The organism is Paraburkholderia sp. ZP32-5 (assembly GCF_021390495.1).
Lineage (GTDB): Bacteria > Pseudomonadota > Gammaproteobacteria > Burkholderiales > Burkholderiaceae > Paraburkholderia.
The window spans coordinates 920892-940240 of record NZ_JAJEJP010000001.1 but is presented as its reverse complement, the minus strand read 5'-3'; the positions used below and the strand labels follow the sequence as shown (position 1 = coordinate 940240).

The window sequence follows — 19349 nt, the reverse complement described above, 5'->3', positions numbered from 1 at the left end:
GAAGCACACCGCGCGGGTTTTCTTTTATGTGCGGCGCAAAAAGCGATCGATAATAGGTGCTTTATCGCCTGACTTATCCGCCGACTCAACGCGCCCCATGATCATCCGCCCGCATCTCAACTGGTTCCGCATGCTGCTCGCGTGGCGCGGCTCGGTGCTGCCGCAACTGCTGCCGCGGCTTTTTCTGATCTTCGTCATCGCGATCATCGCGCTGGCCGCGCATGATCATTTGTTGCCCGTCAGTCTGAATCTGAATACGACCGCGCCGTTTTCACTGGTCGGTATCGCGCTCGCCGTGTTTCTCGGCTTTCGCAACAACGCGAGCTACGACCGCTGGTGGGAAGCGCGCAAGCTGTGGGGGCAATTGCTGAACGAGTCGCGCTCGCTAACGCGTCAGGCGCTGACGATGCCGTCGCGCGAGTTATCGGAACAGGACACTGCCGAATTTGTCGCGATGCTGAGCGCGCTGCCGCATGCGCTGCGTCATCAGTTACGTCAGACCGATCCGCGCGACGATCTCGCCGCGCGTCTACCCGCGGCGCTGTTCGAGCGCGTGATGGCCGCGCGCTACAGGCCGGCGATGCTGTTGCTGTGCCTCGGCGAATGGGTGCGACGCCACGCACGCACGGGCGCGCTCGATCCGATGGCAGTGCTCGCGTTCGACCGCAATCTGAATGGCTTGTCGGACGTGATCGGCGGCTGCGAGCGCATCGCGTCGACACCGCTGCCGTTCGCGTATTCGGTGATGATTCATCGCACCGTGTATTTCTTCTGCGCGTCGCTGCCGTTCGGTCTGGTCGACAGCATCGGCGTTTTTACGCCGGTATTCGCGGTGTTCGTCGCGTACACGTTCATGGCGCACGAGGCGATCGCGGCGCAGCTCGAAGAACCGTTCGGCACCGATGATAACGACCTCGCGCTCAACACGATGTCGGCGACGATCGAAGATGCGATGCGCGATCTGCGCGGCGAACCGGCGCTGACGCCGGCCGGATCGCGCGGCGAAAGTTATCTGCTGGATTGACGGCCGGAGCCGCGAGCGCCGGGCGGCGGCTCAGTCGTTACCGACCGTTTCGGACAGCCGCTTGATCGTCGCGACGCGCGCACCGATGATGTCGATGCGCCCACGTTCGTCGACGAGCGGCGTCGATGCCGTCAGATACGCGCTCCACGCGCGTTGCGCGCGCACCAGCGTAGGCCGTGAGCGCGCCGGCATCTTCGTATTGAGAACGCGGTAGTAGCGGTTCAGATCGAACATCGCGTGTTCGCAATGCGCATCCGCTTTGCACGCGCGCGGCGGGCGCGGCGGCGGTCCGCTCGCGGTGGCGAGCGCGCTGCGCAACACGAGCGCGCGATCGCGCACCGGCTGCAACTGCATATCCGCCTCGGAGAGCACGTACATCGAACCTCGGGTCGTCGCGAATACAGCGTCGAGCAATTGCTGCTCGGCATCACGCGAGCTGAGCCAGCTCGACTGGCTCTTCTGCCATAACCGGCGCCGTGCAGACGGCAGCTTCGACAGCAACTGCTGATAGGCGCTGTCGACGGCCGCCTTCCAGGCGATCCGCGCGTTGTCCATGCACTGCACCTGCCCCATCGTCGTCGACATGTCGGCGCGCGCGAGACACGCGCGCATCGACGCGTCGATCGGATCGGCGGCGGCGACTTCGGCATGCGCAGCGGGACTGATGAACGCGCCGCCGAGCGCCGCGATGCCGGCCGCCAGCGCGAAGGCCCATGCACCGGCCCCGCACCGCCAGCGATCGACGCCCGACGGGAACTTCACTCGCTGCATCGTCAAACGCGCACGCAATCGACGAAATATTCGATGCGCCCGTTGATCATTTCGCCGACGAGCCCGTGGATATCCGTATGGAAGCCCGGGAAGCGCTCGTTGAATTCGCGCGCGAAACGCAGATAGTTGACGATGGTCTTGTTGAAGCGCTCGCCCGGGATCAGCAGTGGAATACCCGGCGGGTACGGCGTCAACAGGATCGACGTGACGCGGCCTTCGAGTTCGTCGATCGGTACCCGGTCGATCTCGCGATGCGCGAGCTTCGCGAATGCGTCGGACGGCTTCATCGCCGGCTCCATGCTCGACAGGTACATCTCGGTCGTCAGGCGCGCGATGTCGTTCGCGCGATACACGCTGTGGATCTGCTGGCACAGATCGCGCAAACCGACCCGCTCGTACATCGGATGATGCTGCACGAACTCGGGCAGCACGCGCCACAGCGGCTGATTGGTGTCGTAGTCGTCCTTGAACTGCTGCAGCTCGGTCACCATCGAGTTCCAGCGGCCCTTCGTGATGCCGATCGTGAACATGATGAAGAACGAATACAGGCCGGTCTTCTCGACGATGATGCCGTGCTCGGCCAGGTACTTCGTGACGATCGCGGCCGGAATGCCGGTCTCGCCGAAGCCGCCGTCCATGTCGAGACCCGGCGTGACGATCGTCGCCTTGATCGGGTCGAGCATGTTGAAGCCTTCGGCGAGCGGGCCGAAGCCGTGCCACGCGTCGTTCGGGCGCAGCATCCAGTCGTCGCGCGAGCCGATGCCTTCTTCGGCGAACTGGTCCGGGCCCCACACCTTGAAGAACCAGTCATCGCCGTATTCGACGTCGACCTTGGTCATCGCGCGGCGGAAGTCGAGCGCTTCCGCAATCGACTCTTCGACGAGCGCGGTGCCGCCCGGCGCTTCCATCATCGCCGCGGCCACGTCGCACGACGCGATGATCGCGTACTGCGGGCTCGTCGACGTGTGCATCAGATACGCTTCGTTGAACCGATGCTTGTCGAAGCGGCTGTTCTTCGAATCCTGCACGACGATCTGCGAGGCCTGCGAAATGCCGGCGAGCAGCTTGTGCGTGGAGTGCGTCGCGTAGATCATCGCGCCGATGCGCGGACGGCCCGAGCCGATCGCGTGCATGTCCTGATAGAAATCGTGGAATTCGGCGTGCGGCAGCCATGCTTCGTCGAAGTGCAGCGTGTCGAGCCATTCGCCCAACATCTCCTTGATCATTTCGACGTTGTAGATCACGCCGTCGTACGTGCTCTGCGTGATCGTCAGGATGCGCGGCTTCAGGTTCGGGTTCTTCGCGAGCGCTTCGCGCGCGAACGGGTTCGCCTCGATCTTCTTGCGGATGTTTTCCGGCTCGAACTCGCTGCGCGGAATCGGGCCGATGATGCCGAAGTTGTTGCGCGTCGGCGTCAGGAACACCGGGATTGCGCCGGTCATCGTGATCGCGTGCAGGATCGACTTGTGGCAGTTGCGGTCGACCAGCACGATGTCGCCGGGCGCGACGGTGCCGTGCCAGACGATCTTGTTCGACGTCGACGTGCCGTTGGTCACGAAGAACACGTGGTCGGCGCTGAAAATGCGCGCGGCGTTGCGCTCGGAGGCCGCGACCGGACCGGTGTGGTCGAGCAGCTGGCCGAGTTCGTCGACCGCGTTGCAGACATCGGCGCGCAGCATGTTCTCGCCGAAGAACTGGTGGAACATCTGGCCGAGCGGGCTCTTCAGGAACGCGACGCCGCCCGAGTGGCCCGGGCAGTGCCACGAGTACGAACCTTCGTCCGCGTACTGCACCAGCTCCTTGAAGAACGGCGGTGCGAGCGCGTCGAGATACACCTTCGCCTCGCGGATGATATGGCGCGCGACGAACTCCGGCGTGTCCTCGAACATGTGGATGAAGCCGTGCAGCTCGCGCAGGATGTCGTTCGGCAGATGGCGCGACGTGCGCGTTTCGCCGTACAGGAAGATCGGAATGTCGGCGTTGCGGCGGCGCACTTCGGTTACGAACGCGCGCAGCGCGACGATCGCGGCCGCCAGCTCCGGCGTCTCGCCTTCGACCACCACGTTATCGACGTACGGCAGCAGTTCGTCGTCGTCGATCGACAGGATGAAGCACGAGGCGCGGCTCGACTGCTGCGCGAACGAGGACAGATCGCCGTAGCTCGTCAACCCGAGCACTTCCACGCCTTCTTTCTCGATGGCTTCGGCCAGCGCCCGAATGCCGGAACCCGAGATGTTCTCGGAGCGGAAATCTTCATCGATGATGACGACGGGAAAACGAAACTTCATGGGCGATTCTCCAAAAAGAAAACGACCGCTGCGTTATGTCGAAAACGCAGCGGTCACCCGAATTGCTAATGGGTCAAGACGCTGCCGATGTCACGTTTTCGGCAACGTGACGCCGTGCTGACCTTGATATTTGCCGCCGCGATCCGCGTACGACGTTTCACAAATCTCGTCGCTTTCGAAAAACAGCACCTGGGCGACGCCTTCGTTCGCGTAGATTTTCGCAGGCAAAGGTGTCGTATTCGAGAATTCGAGCGTGACGTGCCCTTCCCATTCCGGTTCGAACGGCGTCACGTTGACGATGATCCCGCAGCGCGCATACGTCGACTTACCGAGGCACACGGTCAGCACGCTGCGCGGAATGCGGAAGTACTCGACCGTGCGCGCGAGCGCGAACGAATTCGGCGGAATGATGCAGACGTCGCCCTTGAAATCGACAAACGATTTCTCGTCGAAGTTCTTCGGATCGACGATCGTCGAGTTGATATTGGTGAAGATCTTGAATTCGTCGGCGCAGCGGATGTCGTAGCCGTAGCTCGAGGTGCCGTAGCTGACAATCTTCCGGCCGTCTGCGGAGACGCGAACCTGATCGGGCGCAAACGGCTCGATCATCTTGTGCGACTCGGCCATGCGCCGGATCCACTTGTCGGATTTGATGGTCATAGATGAACGCTGCTCGACGTGAATGACAGGTGTGACGAAAGGTGGGTGAAAACGGCTGGCGCTTCGGCGCCCAGCCGAACGGCGAAGGCGCTTATTTTACGCGATCACGGAAATGCTGCGGCCGATCGCGCCGCGGGCCGTGCGACGGTGGAAGAATCGCGAAGGAAACCGAAGGCTCACTGCTGGCGGATTACGCCGCAGGCTAGCGCGACGCCCGCGCCATGCTGCGGATACGCATAAGGATCGGTCGCGTCGTGATGCAGCACGACCGCGCGTTGCAGCACCGAGCGGATGCCGTCGAGCGACACGTCCGGCGCAACGATGAAGCCGGTGGCGACGCCATTCGCATCCGCATGGATATTGCCGAGATCGCCCTCGACGCGTGCGCCCGCCTTCAGACGCTCGGCGGCCGGCGAGAACACCGGGCCGGCGCTCGAGCCGTCGGCGGCATTGCAGTCGCCGCGCTCGTGGACTTGCAGTGCGTGGTCGCTATTGGGCGGCAAACCCGCGAGGTTGTACGTCACCTGGACGCCGTCCGAGTGCTCGATGAACGTCACGAGACCGCGCGCCTGATTACCCACGGTGGGCAGCAGCTGCGCGTCGGCGCGCTTTTCCTGGGGTCTCAGGAACACGCCGCAGCCGCTCAACAACAGGCAGCAGGCAGTCAGAACGATGAACGCATGCACCACCTGCCCGTCGATTCGTTTTCCCATGCGATCCTCTTGCCGGCCGGACGGCCGCCCCTGCAGCCGCCGAGCCGGACTCGTGAAGCCGACATGATACCGCGAGAGCACGCGCAAATCGCGCTCTCGCGCCCCGATATCCGTTGCCGGAACGGCCGCCTGGGATCAGTCCGAAGTCACGCTCAGGTGTTCTGCACGACGATGTTCGGAAACTTCGAACTCATGTCGCGCGCGCGCTCGGCGATATGGACCGCGACCTTGCGCGCGATCGACCGGTAGATCGCCGCGATGCGCCCGTTCGGGTCGGCAGCGACGGTCGGTGTGCCCGAGTCGGCCTGCTCGCGGATCGTGATGTCGAGCGGCAGGCTGCCGAGCACGTCGACGCCGTACTCCTGACCCATGCGCTCGCCGCCGCCCGCGCCGAAGATATGCTCTTCGTGACCGCAGTTCGAACAGATATGCAGCCCCATGTTCTCGACGATGCCGAGGATCGGAATACCGACCTTCTCGAACATCTTGAGCCCCTTCTTCGCGTCGAGCAGCGCGATGTCCTGCGGCGTCGTGACGATCACCGCGCCGGTGACCGGCACGCGCTGCGCGAGCGTCAGCTGGATGTCGCCGGTACCCGGCGGCATGTCGACGATCAGGTAGTCGAGGTCTTGCCAGTTGGTCTGCCGCAGCAGCTGTTCGAGCGCCGAGGTCGCCATCGGGCCGCGCCACACCATCGGGTTGTCCGCCTCGATCAGAAAGCCGATCGAGTTGGCCTGAATGCCGTGACCGGTCATCGGGTTCATCGATTTGTCATCGGGTGATTCGGGGCGGCCGACGATACCGAGCATGGTCGGCAGCGACGGGCCGTAGATGTCGGCGTCGAGAATGCCGACCGACGCGCCCTCGCTCGCGAGCGCGAGCGCAAGATTCACCGCTGTCGTGCTCTTGCCGACACCGCCCTTGCCGGACGCCACCGCGACGATGTTCTTCACGCCCGGCAGCAACTTCACGCCGCGTTGCACCGTATGCGCGGCGATCTGTTGCGAAACCTCGACGCGCACGTTCGCGACGCCCGGCACCGCGCCGAGCGCGTCGGCGAACTGTTTGCGAATCGTGTCGAACTGGCTCATCGCCGGATAGCCAAGCGTGACCTGCAGACTGACGGTGTCGCCTTGCACCGTCACATCGCGAACGCTTTTTGCGGCCGCGTACGGCGAGCCGGTGTTGGGGTCCGTGACGGCCGCGATGGCGGCGTCGACCAAAGCCCGATCGATACTCATTGGTACTCCGTGGGGAAGACGTGCGGCGCGGCGGGAGCGAAGGCGGCCACGCGCCGGAATTTGAAAGAAATTGTTATACAGGATTGCGCAAACCGGACGTGCCTGGCACCCTTCGGGGCGGCGGCACGCCATGGGGCCGCATCGCGACCTGTTTCAGACACTATTGTAGTGTCTGCCGGCAAGCGTTGTCCGAAGACCCTTCTTCGCTGTCGGACCGCGGAAAAAATGGCGTAGGATTGCCATCGTTCAGATGTTTTGGAGTTGTCCGCGGTACTGGCGTATGTTCGCCGGATAGGTCGACCGCTACCTGCTGGTTTGTCCGCTTCACTCAAGAGGAATTGAAAATGAATGCAAAAATCATGACTCGCCTGGCTGTCTTTGCCGTGGCCGGCTCGTTGCTGGCAGGCTGCGCCACCCAACAGGGCACCAACACTGCAGTCGGCACCGGCGTCGGCGCTGCATCCGGAGCGGCGCTGGGCGCCATCTTCGGCGGCGGCAAGGGCGCGGCGATCGGCGCGGGCGTCGGCGCGGCGGTGGGCGGTGTCACCGGCTACAACTGGGAAGCGATTCGTAACCGCATGTCGGGCGCCACCAAGGGCACCGGTACGCAGATCACCGAGCAGCCGGACGGCTCGCTCAAGCTGAACATCCCGAGTTCGGTGACGTTCGACACCAGCAGCTATGCGATCAAGCCGTCGTTCGCACCGGTGCTCGACCAGCTCGCGCAAACCCTGCAGCAGAACCCGGAAGTCGTCGCATCGGTCGTCGGCCACACGGACAGCACCGGCTCGCTGCAATATAACCAGACGCTGTCGGTCAACCGCGCGGAGAGCGTGACCGGCTATCTGGGACAACGCGGCATCGCGCCGCAGCGCCTGTCCGCAACCGGCATGGGCCCGAGCCAGCCGATCGCCGACAACAACACCGAAGCAGGCCGGGCAGCTAATCGCCGCGTGGAAATCTACCTGCGCGCCACCGCGCAGCACGCTACGCAATAAGCACGCGTCGCAAGAGGAAAGGCAAGCAGCGGTGCCGCCGTGGTCTTAGGGCCCGGCAGCCCCGCTTGGCGCGCCAGACACACGGCGCGACATAAGCGGAATCGGGCCAAATCCGGCCAGAATCCATTTCCCGCAAATGCCGAAAAAAATTTTCGAACTCTGCGTGAAATCCGCGGTCTCTCTTTACGGTACGTGGCTGGCGAAGCCGCCGCGTCACCATTCTCCTCTTGTCGTTGTTGCTCCGGGGTTTTTAACCCCGGTTTTTTTTGCCCGCTCGGTTTATCCGAACGAGGTTTCGCGCAGCCCTCCCCACCCGCCTGTCCTCATCGCCGCAATCCGGCCGCTCAGCAAGCGCGCAGCCGGCCTGTGCAGCCCGACCGGCCGTCCCGCTCGAAGCGCACGCCCTGCTAGAATCATCGTTTCGTCCCACCGCAGGCTCCCACGATTCTTATGTCAGCACCCGCCACCGATCTCACCGCAGGCGCGCCCTCCGGCCGTCGCCAGATTCTCGTCACGTCGGCCCTTCCGTATGCGAATGGGCAAATTCATATCGGCCATCTGGTCGAATATATCCAGACGGACATCTGGGTCCGGACGCTGCGAATGCACGGCCACGAGGTCTACTACGTGGGCGCTGACGACACGCACGGCACGCCGGTCATGCTGCGCGCGGAAAAAGAAGGTCTGACGCCGAAACAGCTGATCGATCGCGTGTGGACAGAACACAAGCGCGATTTCGATAGCTTCGGCATATCGTTCGACAATTACTATTCGACCGATTCCGAAGAGAACCGCGTTCTCAGCGAAAACGTCTACCTGGCACTGAAGGAAGCGGGCCTGATCGACGCGCGCGACATCGAGCAGGCGTACGACCCCGTCAAGGAAATGTTCCTGCCGGACCGCTTCATCAAGGGCGAATGCCCGAAATGCCACTCGAAAGACCAGTACGGCGACAGTTGCGAAGTCTGCGGCTCGACCTATCAGCCCACCGAACTGATCAATCCGTACTCGGTCGTGTCGGGCGCAACGCCGGTGCGCAAGACCTCGACGCACTACTTCTTCCGGCTATCCGATCCGCGCTGCGAAAACTTCCTGCGCGCATGGGTCGGCGGCCTCGCCCAGCCGGAAGCCACCAACAAGATGCGCGAATGGCTCGGCGACGCCGGCGAAGCCAAACTCGCCGACTGGGACATCTCGCGCGACGCGCCGTACTTCGGCTTCGAAATCCCCGGCGCGCCCGGCAAATATTTCTACGTGTGGCTCGACGCACCGGTCGGCTATTACGCGAGCTTCAAGAACCTCGCCGAAAAGCGCGGCCTCGACTTCGACGCGTGGGTGCGCAAGGGCTCGAAAGCCGAGCAGTACCACTTCATCGGCAAAGATATTCTGTATTTCCACACGCTGTTCTGGCCGGCGATGCTCGAGTTCTCGGGCCACCGCACGCCGACCAACGTGTTCGCGCACGGCTTTCTGACCGTCGACGGCGCGAAGATGTCGAAGTCGCGCGGCACCTTCATCACCGCGCAAAGCGTGATCGACACCGGCCTGAATCCGGAATGGCTGCGCTACTACTTCGCCGCCAAGCTCAACAGCACGATGGAAGACCTCGACCTGAACCTCGACGACTTCCAGGCGCGCGTGAATAGCGATCTGGTCGGCAAGTACGTGAACATCGCGAGCCGCGCGGCTGGCTTCCTGATCAAGCGCTTCGACGGCCGCGTGCAGGACAGCGCGATGCATCATCCGCTGCTCGCCACGCTGCGCGCCGCGATTCCGCAGATCGCCTCGAACTACGAAGCGCGCGAGTACAACCGCGCGCTGCGTCAGACGATGGAACTCGCGGATTCGGTCAACGCATACGTCGACACCGCGAAGCCGTGGGACCAGGCGAAAGATCCGGCCAACGCGGTCGCGCTGCACGAAACCTGCAGCGTCAGCATCGAGGCATTCCGCCTGCTGTCGATCGCGCTGAAGCCGGTGCTGCCGAAGCTCGCCGAAGCGGTCGAAGCGTTCCTCGGCATCGAGCCGCTCACATGGGCGGACGCGAACGTGCCGCTCAGCTCGACGCGCCCGATCAACGCGTACAAGCACCTGATGACACGCGTCGATCCGAAGCAGATCGAGGCGCTGCTCGCGGCCAACCGCGAATCGCTGCAGGCCACGCCGGAAACCGCGCCGGCCGATGCGAAAGGTCAATCGAAGAACAGCGCGAAAAACGGCGCAAAAGCCGCGGCTGCCGAAAACGACGAAAGCGACGAAAGCGACGAAAGCGACGAAAGCGGCATCATCTCGATCGACGACTTCGCGAAGGTCGATCTGCGCATCGCGAAAATCGTCGACTGCAAGGCGGTGGAAGGCTCCGACAAGCTGCTGCAACTGACGCTCGACGTCGGCGAGGAAAAGACCCGCAACGTGTTTTCGGGCATCAAGTCCGCGTATCAGCCGGAGCAGCTGATCGGCAAGCTGACGGTGATGGTCGCGAATCTCGCGCCGCGCAAGATGAAGTTCGGCATGTCCGAGGGGATGGTGCTCGCCGCGTCGGCCGCGGACGAGAAGGCAGAACCGGGTCTTTACGTGCTCGAACCGCATAGCGGCGCGAAGCCGGGCATGCGCGTGAAGTAACGCGCAAGGACGGCGCAGCGCTTCGTGGCGCGGCGCCGCGCAGATAAAAAACGGCACGCTTCAAGCGTGCCGTTTTTTTACCGCCGCATGATGGCAATGGCACCGGCCATCACCAGTTGATCCGATCGAAACGCCGCGTATACAGCACATCGGTGCCATAGAACGTCCCGCCATAGACCACCAGCGACCAGTACCGCGACAAATTGATCGTCGCCTTGACCGCGTTGCTCGCCGACTGCAGCCCCTGCTCGTAGCCGATCACGAGCCACTCGTTGATCGCCTTCGACACCATCACGACCTGCGGATCGGTCAGGCCGACATCGCTGCGGCCGATCGAGAACTCGTCGAGCCCGACGGTCTGTGCGATCCGCTTGCCGGTCGCGCTGCCGAGCAGCGCAAGCGCGGTCGTCATCGTGCTCTGCTGACCGAGGTTGTTACCCTGGTCAGTGCCATGGCCAAACAGCAGCCACGACAGCTTTTCGTTGTCCGGCACGCTCGGCTCCGACACCAGCCGCGCGACCGGCACCTGCAACGTACCGGTGACCTGCACGCCCGCCTCGACCTGCTGGTTGCGACGCATCGCGAGAATGTTGATACCTGGATTGGTCACCGGACCGTTGAACGTGAAGAAGCCGTTTTCGATCGCCAGCTTGCGGCCGAACGCGGTATAGGTCGACCCCTGCAGTATGCGCACGTTGCCGACCGCGCGCAGCGGCGTATTCGGCGCGCTCATCGCGGTGATCGTGCCGGCGAGTTCGAGATCCGCGCCCAAGCCGCGGAAGCGGAAATCCTTGCCGAGATCGATGTCGATGTTGGCGCGCGGCGCGAACGGACTGGCCGGCCGCGCCTCCCCTTCGACCGGGCGCGCCTGACCGCCGGAACGGGTGCCGTCCGGGCGGATGATCACGACGTCGTCGCCGAGACTCGGCGCGGCCTGCTCGGGCATATCGAACAGCGCGCTGTCGACGACGAACTTGCCGTTGATCGCGAGCCCGCTGTCGGTGCCGCCGTTCGCGATGCTCGCGCTGCCCGACAGCGACAGATGACGGTCCGGCGACGCGAACACATCGAGCTTGTCCGCGACGATGCTCGCGGTCAGATCCGGCTGGGAGCCATCGAGGCGAATACGGCCGGTCGCGCGCAGCGTGCCGGTCGCGCCGTGGAATTCCACCTGCTGGAAGTCGACGGTGTTCTCCGACAGCGCGATGCGTACCACGCCGTCCTTCAACTGCACGCCCTGGCTGACCACCGTCGCCGAGATCCCGTCGCCGGTCAGCGCGCCCGTCACGCTCGGCTTCGCGACCGTGCCGTGCAGCGCGAGCTTCAACGCGAGGCGTCCGTCGAGCAGATAGCTCGGACCCAGCAGGCCGCCGGTGGTACGCAGCGACGGCACGTTCGCGTCCACATTGCCCGCCAGCGCGCTTTGCGGATCGACAGTCAACAGGCCATCGCGCATCACGAGCGTCGTATGTGCGTCGGCATCGATCACGCCGACCCGGCTCGCCTGCGCGTGCATCGTCAGGTTCAGCCGGTTGCCGCCGGCGAATTCGGCGCGCGCGCGGATATCGGCAATGCCCATCGATGCGAGCCCGCGGCCAATCTCGACCGTCACGTCGCCCGTGCGCCGCCGCAGCTCGATATGCCCGCTCGCCGTGGTGCCGAGCGAGAAGTCCCAGTCGCCGTCGAACACGAGGTCGGTTCGGACGTGCGGCGGCTCGCCGGTGATCTCGCGTCGCAGCTCCTGCAAGCGCGCAACCGACACGTCGGTGAGATTGCCGGCCGACTGGATCCGGCCGTGATCGAACGCGAACGATTTGAGGCTCAGCACCGCACCTTCGATCGTCAGACGCGTCGCGCCGAGCGTGAGCCGGCCTGGCCCAGCGCTTACCGCGAGCGGCGATTCGAGATTGAGCGCGGGCGTGCCGCGGTTCTGCAGACGCGTCACCGTGCCGTCCCAGCGGCTGCCGTCGCGCGTGTCGGTCAGCTTGCCGTTGGCGGCGAGCGTCAGATCGAGTGCGTGATCCTGCAGCTTGCCGGTGGCCGCGGCTTCGAGCGTGTGGTTCGCGCGTGTGCCGGACAGGCGCGCGGTCAGCGTGTTCAGCTCGACGCCGCCCGCGCTCAGATTGCGCGCATCGGTCGTGAACGCGAGCGCGCCGTTCGCGCCGTCGCGCGCCTCGGCGTGACCTTCCGCATGGCCGACCCGGTTGCTGCCGAACACGACGCTGTCGGCCTTGTAGTTCAGCGTGACATTCGGATGCGCGAACGAGCCGGTGACGTCGCCGTCGGCTGCGATCAGACCCGCGAGACCGAAGCCGAGCCGCTCGAGCTGCGGCGCGTCGACACGGAAACGCAGCCTGTCGCCGGGCGCGCCGAAACTGCCTTGCAGATCGACCTGGTTGCCGGCCACCGACAGATTCGCGCGGCTCGGCAAAATCCGCGAGCCGGCCAGCTGGATCATGCCGCCGCCGGTCAGCGGCAAATCGTTGTACACGCTCGGGCCAAGCTTGAATTCGGCACGGGTCGTGAATGTCGGAGCGAGCACGCCGGTCGCGCTCAAGGTCGCATTGACGCGGGCTTCGATCCTGCGCGATGGTGCCGGTGCATGTGTCGCCGCGGGTGCCGAGCGATGCGCGGGCGCGGGCGTCCTGCGTTCGAGCACCTCGGTCTGCACCACCGCTTTCGCGGTGTTTTTCGCGACGGCGGCGGCCTGATCGCCGGGCGCCGCGCTTTTCGCGCCGGCGGTACTGCCGGCCAGCGCGGCGGCCTGCGCGTGCCGCTCGCGCTGCGCGCCGCTGCTGCCGGCCGATGCCGACGCCGACGCCGTGACCGGCGTGCGCGCCGGCATCTGCGACGTCAGCGACAGCGGATCGAAATCGGTCAGTTGCGCTTTCAGGTTGTAAGTCGCGTTCGCGTCATGCTTGAGTGCACCGGACAGATCGATGCGGCCGCGGCCCGACGTGACGCGCACGTCGTTGAAACTGATACGCGCCGGATCGAACGTGATCTTGCCCTGAGCGCGCAGCGCGGCGGCGGGATCGGCGAGATCGAGCGTGACGCTCTGGATGTCATCGTTCAGGCGAATGCCGATCGGGCCAGACAGCTGAGTCGGCCGCACCGTCGCCTGCAACGCGTTCAGATCGAGCCGCGCGACGCGCAGATCGAACTGGCCGTGGCGGCCGCGCAGCGTGCCGCCGCCGGTAATCGTCGCGTTGCGCACGATCCGCACGTTCAGGTTCGAGATGCTTTGCGATTGCGCGTCGAGCCGCACGTCCGTGTTGGCATCGATCAGCGGCAGCAGGTTCTGGTCGATCGCACCGGGCTTCGCGTTGACGATCGACAGGTGGCCGGCGACGGCGAACCCGGCGGCGGGTTTTGCTGTTTGATGATGATGGCCGTGGCTCGCGCTGGGCGCGGAGGCTTGAGCGGCGCTGGCCGAACTCGCTGCGTCGTGCGTGCTTGCTGCTTCGAGCGCGCTTGCCGCTTCGAGCGCGCTTGCCGGCGTCTGCGCGCCAGCCGCCGATGCGCCCTTCTCTGCCCCGCTCGCGACATTTGCGCCACTCACCGCATTCGCCGCGCTCGCGCCGCTCGCGGCAGCACCCCCACCCGCTGCACCAGCCCCGCTCGCCCCCGCCAACTCCACCGGCTGCAACTCCGCACGTACCGCCAGATCCGCCAGCGGCGCGCCGGCCGAGAAAGCCTGCGGGTTCACATGGTCGAATGTCAGCGTCGCGCGTTGCAGCGGCACGGCGGCGAACGGCGCCGCCTCGATCCGCGCATGGCCGGCGAGCTTCATGCCACTCGCATCGAGTTCGGCGACGAGCTGCTCCAGCGTGCCGCTCAGATGCCCGGCCACCTGCACCGCTTCTTCCTTGACCTTGCCCGCATAGCCGACCTGGCCGCTCAGCGGAAACGGCTCGACGCCGTCGAGCTTCAGCGACGCCGTCAGTCCGCCGAACGGCGTATCGAGCCGGTCGATCGCGGCCTCGTGATGGCGCCCGTCGCTGCGTCCGTGAAAGGCGAAGTGCGACAGCTCCGTCGTCGATGCGCCCTGGTGCAGCAGCAGCTGATCGACCCGCACATCGCGGATTTCGAGCTGCATCGGCAGACGCAGATCCTTCGGCAGACTGAACGGCTCGCTGCTGCTCGACGTCGAGGACCCGAGCCGCGCGTCGATCGTGCCGACATGCAGATACTCGATCGTGAAGCGCCACGGCTCACGCGCGAGCGCCCAGCGGCCCGCGACGCGATCGACTTGGATCTCGGTGCCGCTGCCGTCGAGGCTGCGCCAGCGCACGTCGCGCAATTGCACGCCATGCGCCAGCGTGCCGCCATCGAGCGTACCGGCGAGCCGCCCGCCCAGCAGTCGCACCGCCGCATGCCACGCATAAGCGGTACCGCGCTCGGTCGTCAGCGCGCCGTAAAGCAGGCCGGCCGCGAGCGCGACCAGCAGCACCAGCACGGCCACCGTGCCCGCGACCGTTTTCAGCAGCAGCCAGCCCCAGCGTCGCTTCGGCGGCGGCGGCTCGGGCGGCTGTTGCCCCGGCTGGCCGGGCGGTACATCGCCGGGCGGCTGCGCGGGAGGGTCGGTGACGTCCGTGGTCATGCGTGAATAAGGTGGTGAATAAGTTGGTAAATGAGGTTGCGACTGAGGTGGCGGGCTGTCATTAAACGTCAGAAAGCGATGCCGAGCGTCAGATACGGCCGCACGCGCTTATCGCGAATCCCATATGCAATGTCGACGTTGACCGGCCCGACCGGGCTGCGCCAGCGCGCGCCGACGCCAGCACCCGGATAAAAGACTTTTTCGCCCCAGGTATCGGTGGCTGTGCCCACATCGAAGAACGCGGCCGCCCCCCAGCTATGCGAGAACCAGTGCTGGTATTCGGCAGAGGTCGTCACGAGGTATTTGGTTGGCAGCACCGAACCGGCGACGTTGTTACCGATGCTCTGAAACGCGTAGCCGCGCACCGAATTCGAGCCGCCCGCGCGGAACAGCAGCGACGCCGGAATCCCGCTCGAACCGCCGCTTGTGAACACGCCGCCGAGTTCGGCGCGGATCAGCACGATGTCGTTCGCGCCGATCGGCAGATACTGCTGGCCGCGCGCGTAGCCGCGAATGAACGACTGATCGGCGAGCAGTCCCTTCACCGCGAAACCGGCTTCGACGTGGATCAGGTTGCCGCGCCGCGGAAACAGCGGATCGTCGGTATCGCGCCGGGTCCACGACCACGCCGGCACCAGCGCATGCGCGGTGGTGGGCGGCGCCGCGTTCTGGTCGAGCCGGTCGTCGTAAAACAGCAGCGAGTAGCTGTAGTCGAGAAACTGCGACGTGCGCGAGCGCTGCACGCCACCGCGAATGCTGTAGATGCGCGTATCCGACACGTCGGTGGTCGTGTAGGACGCGAGCACGCTATTGGTCCACGCGCGTGGCCCCGGCGGCATCGACAGCTGGATCTGCCCGTACTGCTGGGTCTGGTCCGCGCGCCCTTCGACGGTGAACGGCCACGCCTTGCCGAAGGTATTCAGATACGAGTACGCGCCCTGCACGAGCGGACCGTTGTCGGTCGAGTAGCCGACGCCGCCGCGGAAGCTGTGGTACGGAAACTCCGACACCTTCACGTGAACCGGCGTGTCGAGCGGCTTGGTCGGGTCGTTGTCGAGGTCGATCGCGACACTCGCGAAATACGGCGTGTTCTGCAACTGGCGCTGCAGTTCGGCGACGGTGCGCGTGTCGTAGATGTCGCCCGGCGAAATCGGATTGACGTTGTGGACGATATATTCCGGATAGCGCCGCGTACCCGACACGTCGATGTTGCCCATCGTGAAGGTCGGCCCGCTGTCATAGGTCACCGACAGCTTCGCGGTATGCGCGCGCGGATCGATCAGCGCCTCGGAATGGTAGATCTTCGCGGCCAGATAGCGGCGCGATTGCAGCTGGCGCAGCGACGCGTTCTTCGCGTCGTCCCAGTCGCCCTGCGAGAACGGCTGGCCCTGATGCAGCGAGAACGCGAAGCGGGTCGCGTTTTCCTGCGCCGGGTCTTCGGTCAGCACCGCGCCGCGAAACGACAGATCGACCGACGTGACGATGGTCTGCGGGCCCGGCTCGACCCTGACGGTAACCTGCCGCAGGTTGTCGACGGTGCGCACGTCGGTACTGACGATCGGTGTGAAATAACCCTGGGTCGCGGCAAGATCGCGGACCTGCTGCGGCGTGGCGGTGATCAGGAACGAGAACTGGTCGTCGCTGATGTCGGGCCGCTTCGCGAAACGCGCGATGTCGAGGTGGTCTTCGAGCAGCCGGCGCAGCGAACGCGGCTCGGCGATCACGTCGACCTTGTAGCTGGCCGATTTGCGCGCCGCGTGGGCTTCGCCCGTGAGCGCCAGTAGGGTCAACATCGTCAGCAACGAAAGGTAGAGCGTGAGCCGCGTGCGCAACCCGCGCCGCGCGTGAGCGGCGCATGGGTGTGCCCGCCCGCGTTGCTGGCCGGCCGCGCCGGGCCGCGAACGCGGCTTGTCAAACGTACCTCCCGCCAAACACGACCTCCGCCCACAATTGGTGCACAGTTGGTGAAGCGCGCTGCCGCCGCCAATCGGACGGGCGCGGCATGCTATTTGACCACATCGCAGCCGGCCGCGAAGTCTCAAAAGCAGGGGGGCTCACAGCGTTTTTCGACCGCGCGCGGCGCATGCGGTAAAATTCCGCGCAACGGCACCGCCCTCGCGGCGTGACATAGCGGCCAGCCTGAGAGCCGCCCCCTACCCACCACGGACCTCGAGCCATGTATCAATCGGACATCACCCAGTTCCTGAATCAGCTCAAGCAGCAAAAGCCTTATCTGGAGACCGAGCAACGCAAGGGCCGCGCGCTGCTGTGGGACAAACAGCCGATCGATCTGGAAGAACGCGCCGAGCAGAAAGCCTCGCGTGTCGAACAGACGCCTTACTCGTACTACCAGAATTTCTGAGTGCCCCGTCGCATCAAAGCTGAACTTCATCGATGAGTCACGCTGACGAGGCACACGGCGCGCCGGCCGCTCCGGCCGACGCCGCGCTCTCCACGCCCGCCACCGATTCGACGCCCGACACCATCGACGGCGTCGCGTTCGCGCGCCTGTACGGCGAGCCGCTGTTCAAGCTGCCGAACGACCTCTATATCCCGCCGGACGCGCTCGAAGTGTTCCTCGAGACCTTCGAGGGACCGCTGGATCTGTTGCTGTACCTGATCCGCAAGCAGAACTTCAACGTACTCGACATCCCGATGGCGGATGTCACCGAGCAATACCTCGGCTACGTCGAGCAGTTGCGCAAGACCAATCTCGAACTCGCGTCCGAATATCTGCTGATGGCCGCGATGCTGATCGAGATCAAGTCGCGCATGCTGCTGCCGGTCAAGAAGGCCGACACCGGCGAGGAAGCCGAGGATCCGCGCGCGGAACTGGTACGCCGCCTGCTCGAATACGAGCAGATGAAGCTCGCCGCGCAGCGCATCGACCAACTGCCGCAACTCGGGCGCGACTTCCTGCGCGCCGAGGTCTATATCGAGCAGAGCATCACGCCGCGCTTTCCGGACGTCAGCAGCGACGATCTGCGCGCCGCGTGGGCCGACGTGATCAAGCGCGCGAAGCTGGTTCAGCATCACAAGATTTCGCGCGAAGAGCTGTCGGTGCGCGAGCATATGAGCCTGATCCTGCGGCAGCTGCAGAACGCGCGCTTTATCGAGTTCTCCGATCTGTTCGACACGAGCCGCGGCGTGCCGGTGGTCGTGGTCAATTTCATCGCGGTGCTCGAACTGTGCCGCGAAACGCTCGTCGAGATCACCCAGGCGGAACCGTTCGCGCCGATTTACGTGCGTCTCGCGTATCTGCCGGCCTAGCGCCGGGCCGATTCACCCCGCACCTGCCGGCATCGCGCGGCGCCCCAGGGAAAACCGCCGCGCGCTCGCCAATGCAAGGCCAGACGGGCCTCGGCGTCACGGCGAGCCTTGGCCGCCAGCCGCGTTTCCGGTGCGCCCAGCCCACAAATCCACTACAATCCGCGCTCCGAACCCGTCATCGCCGGTGAGGCGGTCCGCGCGATTCCGTCAGGTTTTTGCGCCAACCGGATCGCGCGCCGCGCGAGCCAATCCCTGTCCGATCATGAAAGTCATCAGCTCGATCCATGAATTGCGCGACCAGTTGCGCGGCCAGAATCGCACAGCCTTTGTGCCGACCATGGGCAATCTGCACGAGGGCCACCTGTCGCTGATGCGTCTCGCGCGCCAGCACGGCGATCCGGTCGTGGCGAGCATTTTCGTCAACCGGCTGCAATTCGGCCCGAACGAAGACTTCGACAAATATCCGCGCACGCTCGAAGCCGACATCGAGAAGCTGCAGAAGGAAAACGTCTACGTGCTGTTCGCGCCGACCGAAAAGGACATGTATCCGGAGCCGCAGGAATATCGCGTGCATCCGCCGCACGATCTCGGCGACATCCTCGAAGGCGAATTCCGGCCGGGCTTCTTCCACGGCGTATGTACCGTGGTGATGAAGCTGATGTCGTGCGTGCAGCCGCGCGTCGCGGTGTTCGGCAAGAAGGATTACCAGCAGTTGATGATCGTGCGCCAGATGTGCAATCAGTTCGCGCTGCCGACCGACATCGTCGCCGCCGAAACCGTGCGCGACACCGACGGCCTCGCGTTGAGCTCGCGCAACCGCTATCTGTCGGCGGCCGAGCGCGCCGAGGCGCCGATGCTGGCCATCGAACTCAATCGCATCCGCGACGCGGTGCTCGCGGGCGAGCGCGACTTCGCGAAGCTCGAACAGGCGGCCACCGCATCGCTCGCCGCGCGCGGCTGGAAGCCCGACTACATCGCGATCCGCAAGCGCTCGAACCTGATCGCGCCCGGCGCGCAGGACGTCGATGCGCCTCTGGTCGTGCTGGCCGCCGTGAAGCTCGGCGCGACCCGGCTCATCGACAACCTCGAAATCTGACGCCGTAGCCGCCGGCGACGGGACTCAACAAGCCAACTCATATAGCCAAGTCACACAGCGAAT

13 protein-coding genes are annotated in these 19349 nt (G+C 65.0%); 6 read left to right on the top strand and 7 right to left on the bottom strand.

What is annotated here, in order from left to right; translation table 11 throughout:
* Window positions 1-97 precede the first annotated feature (97 nt).
* A complete protein-coding gene (locus L0U82_RS04000) occupies window positions 98-1024 on the top strand; it encodes a bestrophin family protein (RefSeq protein ID WP_233828653.1) in 927 nt (308 codons plus the stop codon).
* A 30-nt stretch (window positions 1025-1054) separates the two neighbouring features.
* Here the strand turns inward: L0U82_RS04000 and L0U82_RS03995 are convergent, their stop codons facing one another.
* The 5 genes from L0U82_RS03995 to apbC form a co-directional block, all read right to left on the bottom strand.
* Window positions 1055-1795 carry a lysozyme inhibitor LprI family protein gene (locus L0U82_RS03995; RefSeq protein ID WP_233828652.1) on the bottom strand — a complete coding sequence of 247 codons (741 nt, stop codon included), beginning with the start codon at window positions 1793-1795 and terminating at the stop codon, window positions 1055-1057.
* A 2-nt stretch (window positions 1796-1797) separates the two neighbouring features.
* Window positions 1798-4083 (bottom strand): arginine/lysine/ornithine decarboxylase, encoded by a 2286-nt coding sequence (locus L0U82_RS03990; protein WP_233828651.1) that lies wholly within the window; start codon window positions 4081-4083, stop codon window positions 1798-1800.
* Window positions 4084-4173: 90 nt separating this feature from the next.
* On the bottom strand, window positions 4174-4743 hold the full coding sequence (dcd, locus tag L0U82_RS03985; RefSeq protein WP_233828650.1) for a dCTP deaminase: 570 nt from the start codon (window positions 4741-4743) through the stop codon (window positions 4174-4176).
* A gap of 176 nt (window positions 4744-4919) precedes the next feature.
* The gene (locus L0U82_RS03980; RefSeq protein WP_233828649.1) at window positions 4920-5456 is read right to left on the bottom strand and encodes a superoxide dismutase family protein; all 537 of its coding nucleotides are present in this window, start codon (window positions 5454-5456) and stop codon (window positions 4920-4922) included.
* A gap of 152 nt (window positions 5457-5608) precedes the next feature.
* Window positions 5609-6697, bottom strand: a complete 1089-nt coding sequence (gene apbC, locus L0U82_RS03975) for an iron-sulfur cluster carrier protein ApbC (RefSeq protein WP_233828647.1) — start codon at window positions 6695-6697, stop codon at window positions 5609-5611.
* 344 nt (window positions 6698-7041) lie between these two features.
* Between apbC and L0U82_RS03970 the strand changes: the two genes are divergently transcribed.
* Window positions 7042-7695: an OmpA family protein gene (locus L0U82_RS03970; RefSeq protein ID WP_233828645.1), complete on the top strand. Its 654-nt coding sequence runs from the start codon at window positions 7042-7044 to the stop codon at window positions 7693-7695.
* Window positions 7696-8145: 450 nt separating this feature from the next.
* Window positions 8146-10317 carry a methionine--tRNA ligase gene (metG, locus tag L0U82_RS03965; RefSeq protein ID WP_233828643.1) on the top strand — a complete coding sequence of 724 codons (2172 nt, stop codon included), beginning with the start codon at window positions 8146-8148 and terminating at the stop codon, window positions 10315-10317.
* Window positions 10318-10426: 109 nt separating this feature from the next.
* On the opposite strand, the gene L0U82_RS03960 is transcribed toward metG, so the two are convergent.
* Window positions 10427-14920: a translocation/assembly module TamB domain-containing protein gene (locus L0U82_RS03960; protein ID WP_233828642.1), complete on the bottom strand. Its 4494-nt coding sequence runs from the start codon at window positions 14918-14920 to the stop codon at window positions 10427-10429.
* A 68-nt stretch (window positions 14921-14988) separates the two neighbouring features.
* Window positions 14989-16851 carry an autotransporter assembly complex protein TamA gene (locus L0U82_RS03955; protein WP_233828641.1) on the bottom strand — a complete coding sequence of 621 codons (1863 nt, stop codon included), beginning with the start codon at window positions 16849-16851 and terminating at the stop codon, window positions 14989-14991.
* 245 nt (window positions 16852-17096) lie between these two features.
* Between L0U82_RS03955 and L0U82_RS03950 the strand changes: the two genes are divergently transcribed.
* The 3 genes from L0U82_RS03950 (at window position 17097) to panC (ending at window position 19286) form a co-directional block, all read left to right on the top strand.
* On the top strand, window positions 17097-17282 hold the full coding sequence (locus L0U82_RS03950) for a DUF3460 family protein (RefSeq protein ID WP_233828640.1): 186 nt from the start codon (window positions 17097-17099) through the stop codon (window positions 17280-17282).
* 32 nt (window positions 17283-17314) lie between these two features.
* Entirely contained in the window at window positions 17315-18190 is an 876-nt protein-coding gene (locus L0U82_RS03945) for a segregation and condensation protein A (protein ID WP_233828639.1), read from the top strand.
* Between the two features lie 262 nt (window positions 18191-18452).
* Window positions 18453-19286, top strand: a complete 834-nt coding sequence (gene panC / locus L0U82_RS03940) for a pantoate--beta-alanine ligase (RefSeq protein ID WP_233828638.1) — start codon at window positions 18453-18455, stop codon at window positions 19284-19286.
* The last annotated feature ends 63 nt before the right edge of the window (window positions 19287-19349 follow it).

Excerpts from the sequence above, each read along its gene's own strand:
- L0U82_RS04000 (WP_233828653.1), top strand. The coding sequence starts at position 98 with ATGATCATCCGCCCGCATCTCAACTGGTTCCGCATGCTGCTCGCGTGG.
- L0U82_RS03995 (WP_233828652.1), bottom strand. The coding sequence starts at position 1,795 with ATGCAGCGAGTGAAGTTCCCGTCGGGCGTCGATCGCTGGCGGTGCGGG.
- L0U82_RS03990 (WP_233828651.1), bottom strand. The coding sequence starts at position 4,083 with ATGAAGTTTCGTTTTCCCGTCGTCATCATCGATGAAGATTTCCGCTCC.
- dcd (WP_233828650.1), bottom strand. The coding sequence starts at position 4,743 with ATGACCATCAAATCCGACAAGTGGATCCGGCGCATGGCCGAGTCGCAC.
- L0U82_RS03980 (WP_233828649.1), bottom strand. The coding sequence starts at position 5,456 with ATGGGAAAACGAATCGACGGGCAGGTGGTGCATGCGTTCATCGTTCTG.
- apbC (WP_233828647.1), bottom strand. The coding sequence starts at position 6,697 with ATGAGTATCGATCGGGCTTTGGTCGACGCCGCCATCGCGGCCGTCACG.
- L0U82_RS03970 (WP_233828645.1), top strand. The coding sequence starts at position 7,042 with ATGAATGCAAAAATCATGACTCGCCTGGCTGTCTTTGCCGTGGCCGGC.
- metG (WP_233828643.1), top strand. The coding sequence starts at position 8,146 with ATGTCAGCACCCGCCACCGATCTCACCGCAGGCGCGCCCTCCGGCCGT.
- L0U82_RS03960 (WP_233828642.1), bottom strand. The coding sequence starts at position 14,920 with ATGACCACGGACGTCACCGACCCTCCCGCGCAGCCGCCCGGCGATGTA.
- L0U82_RS03950 (WP_233828640.1), top strand. The coding sequence starts at position 17,097 with ATGTATCAATCGGACATCACCCAGTTCCTGAATCAGCTCAAGCAGCAA.
- L0U82_RS03945 (WP_233828639.1), top strand. The coding sequence starts at position 17,315 with ATGAGTCACGCTGACGAGGCACACGGCGCGCCGGCCGCTCCGGCCGAC.
- panC (WP_233828638.1), top strand. The coding sequence starts at position 18,453 with ATGAAAGTCATCAGCTCGATCCATGAATTGCGCGACCAGTTGCGCGGC.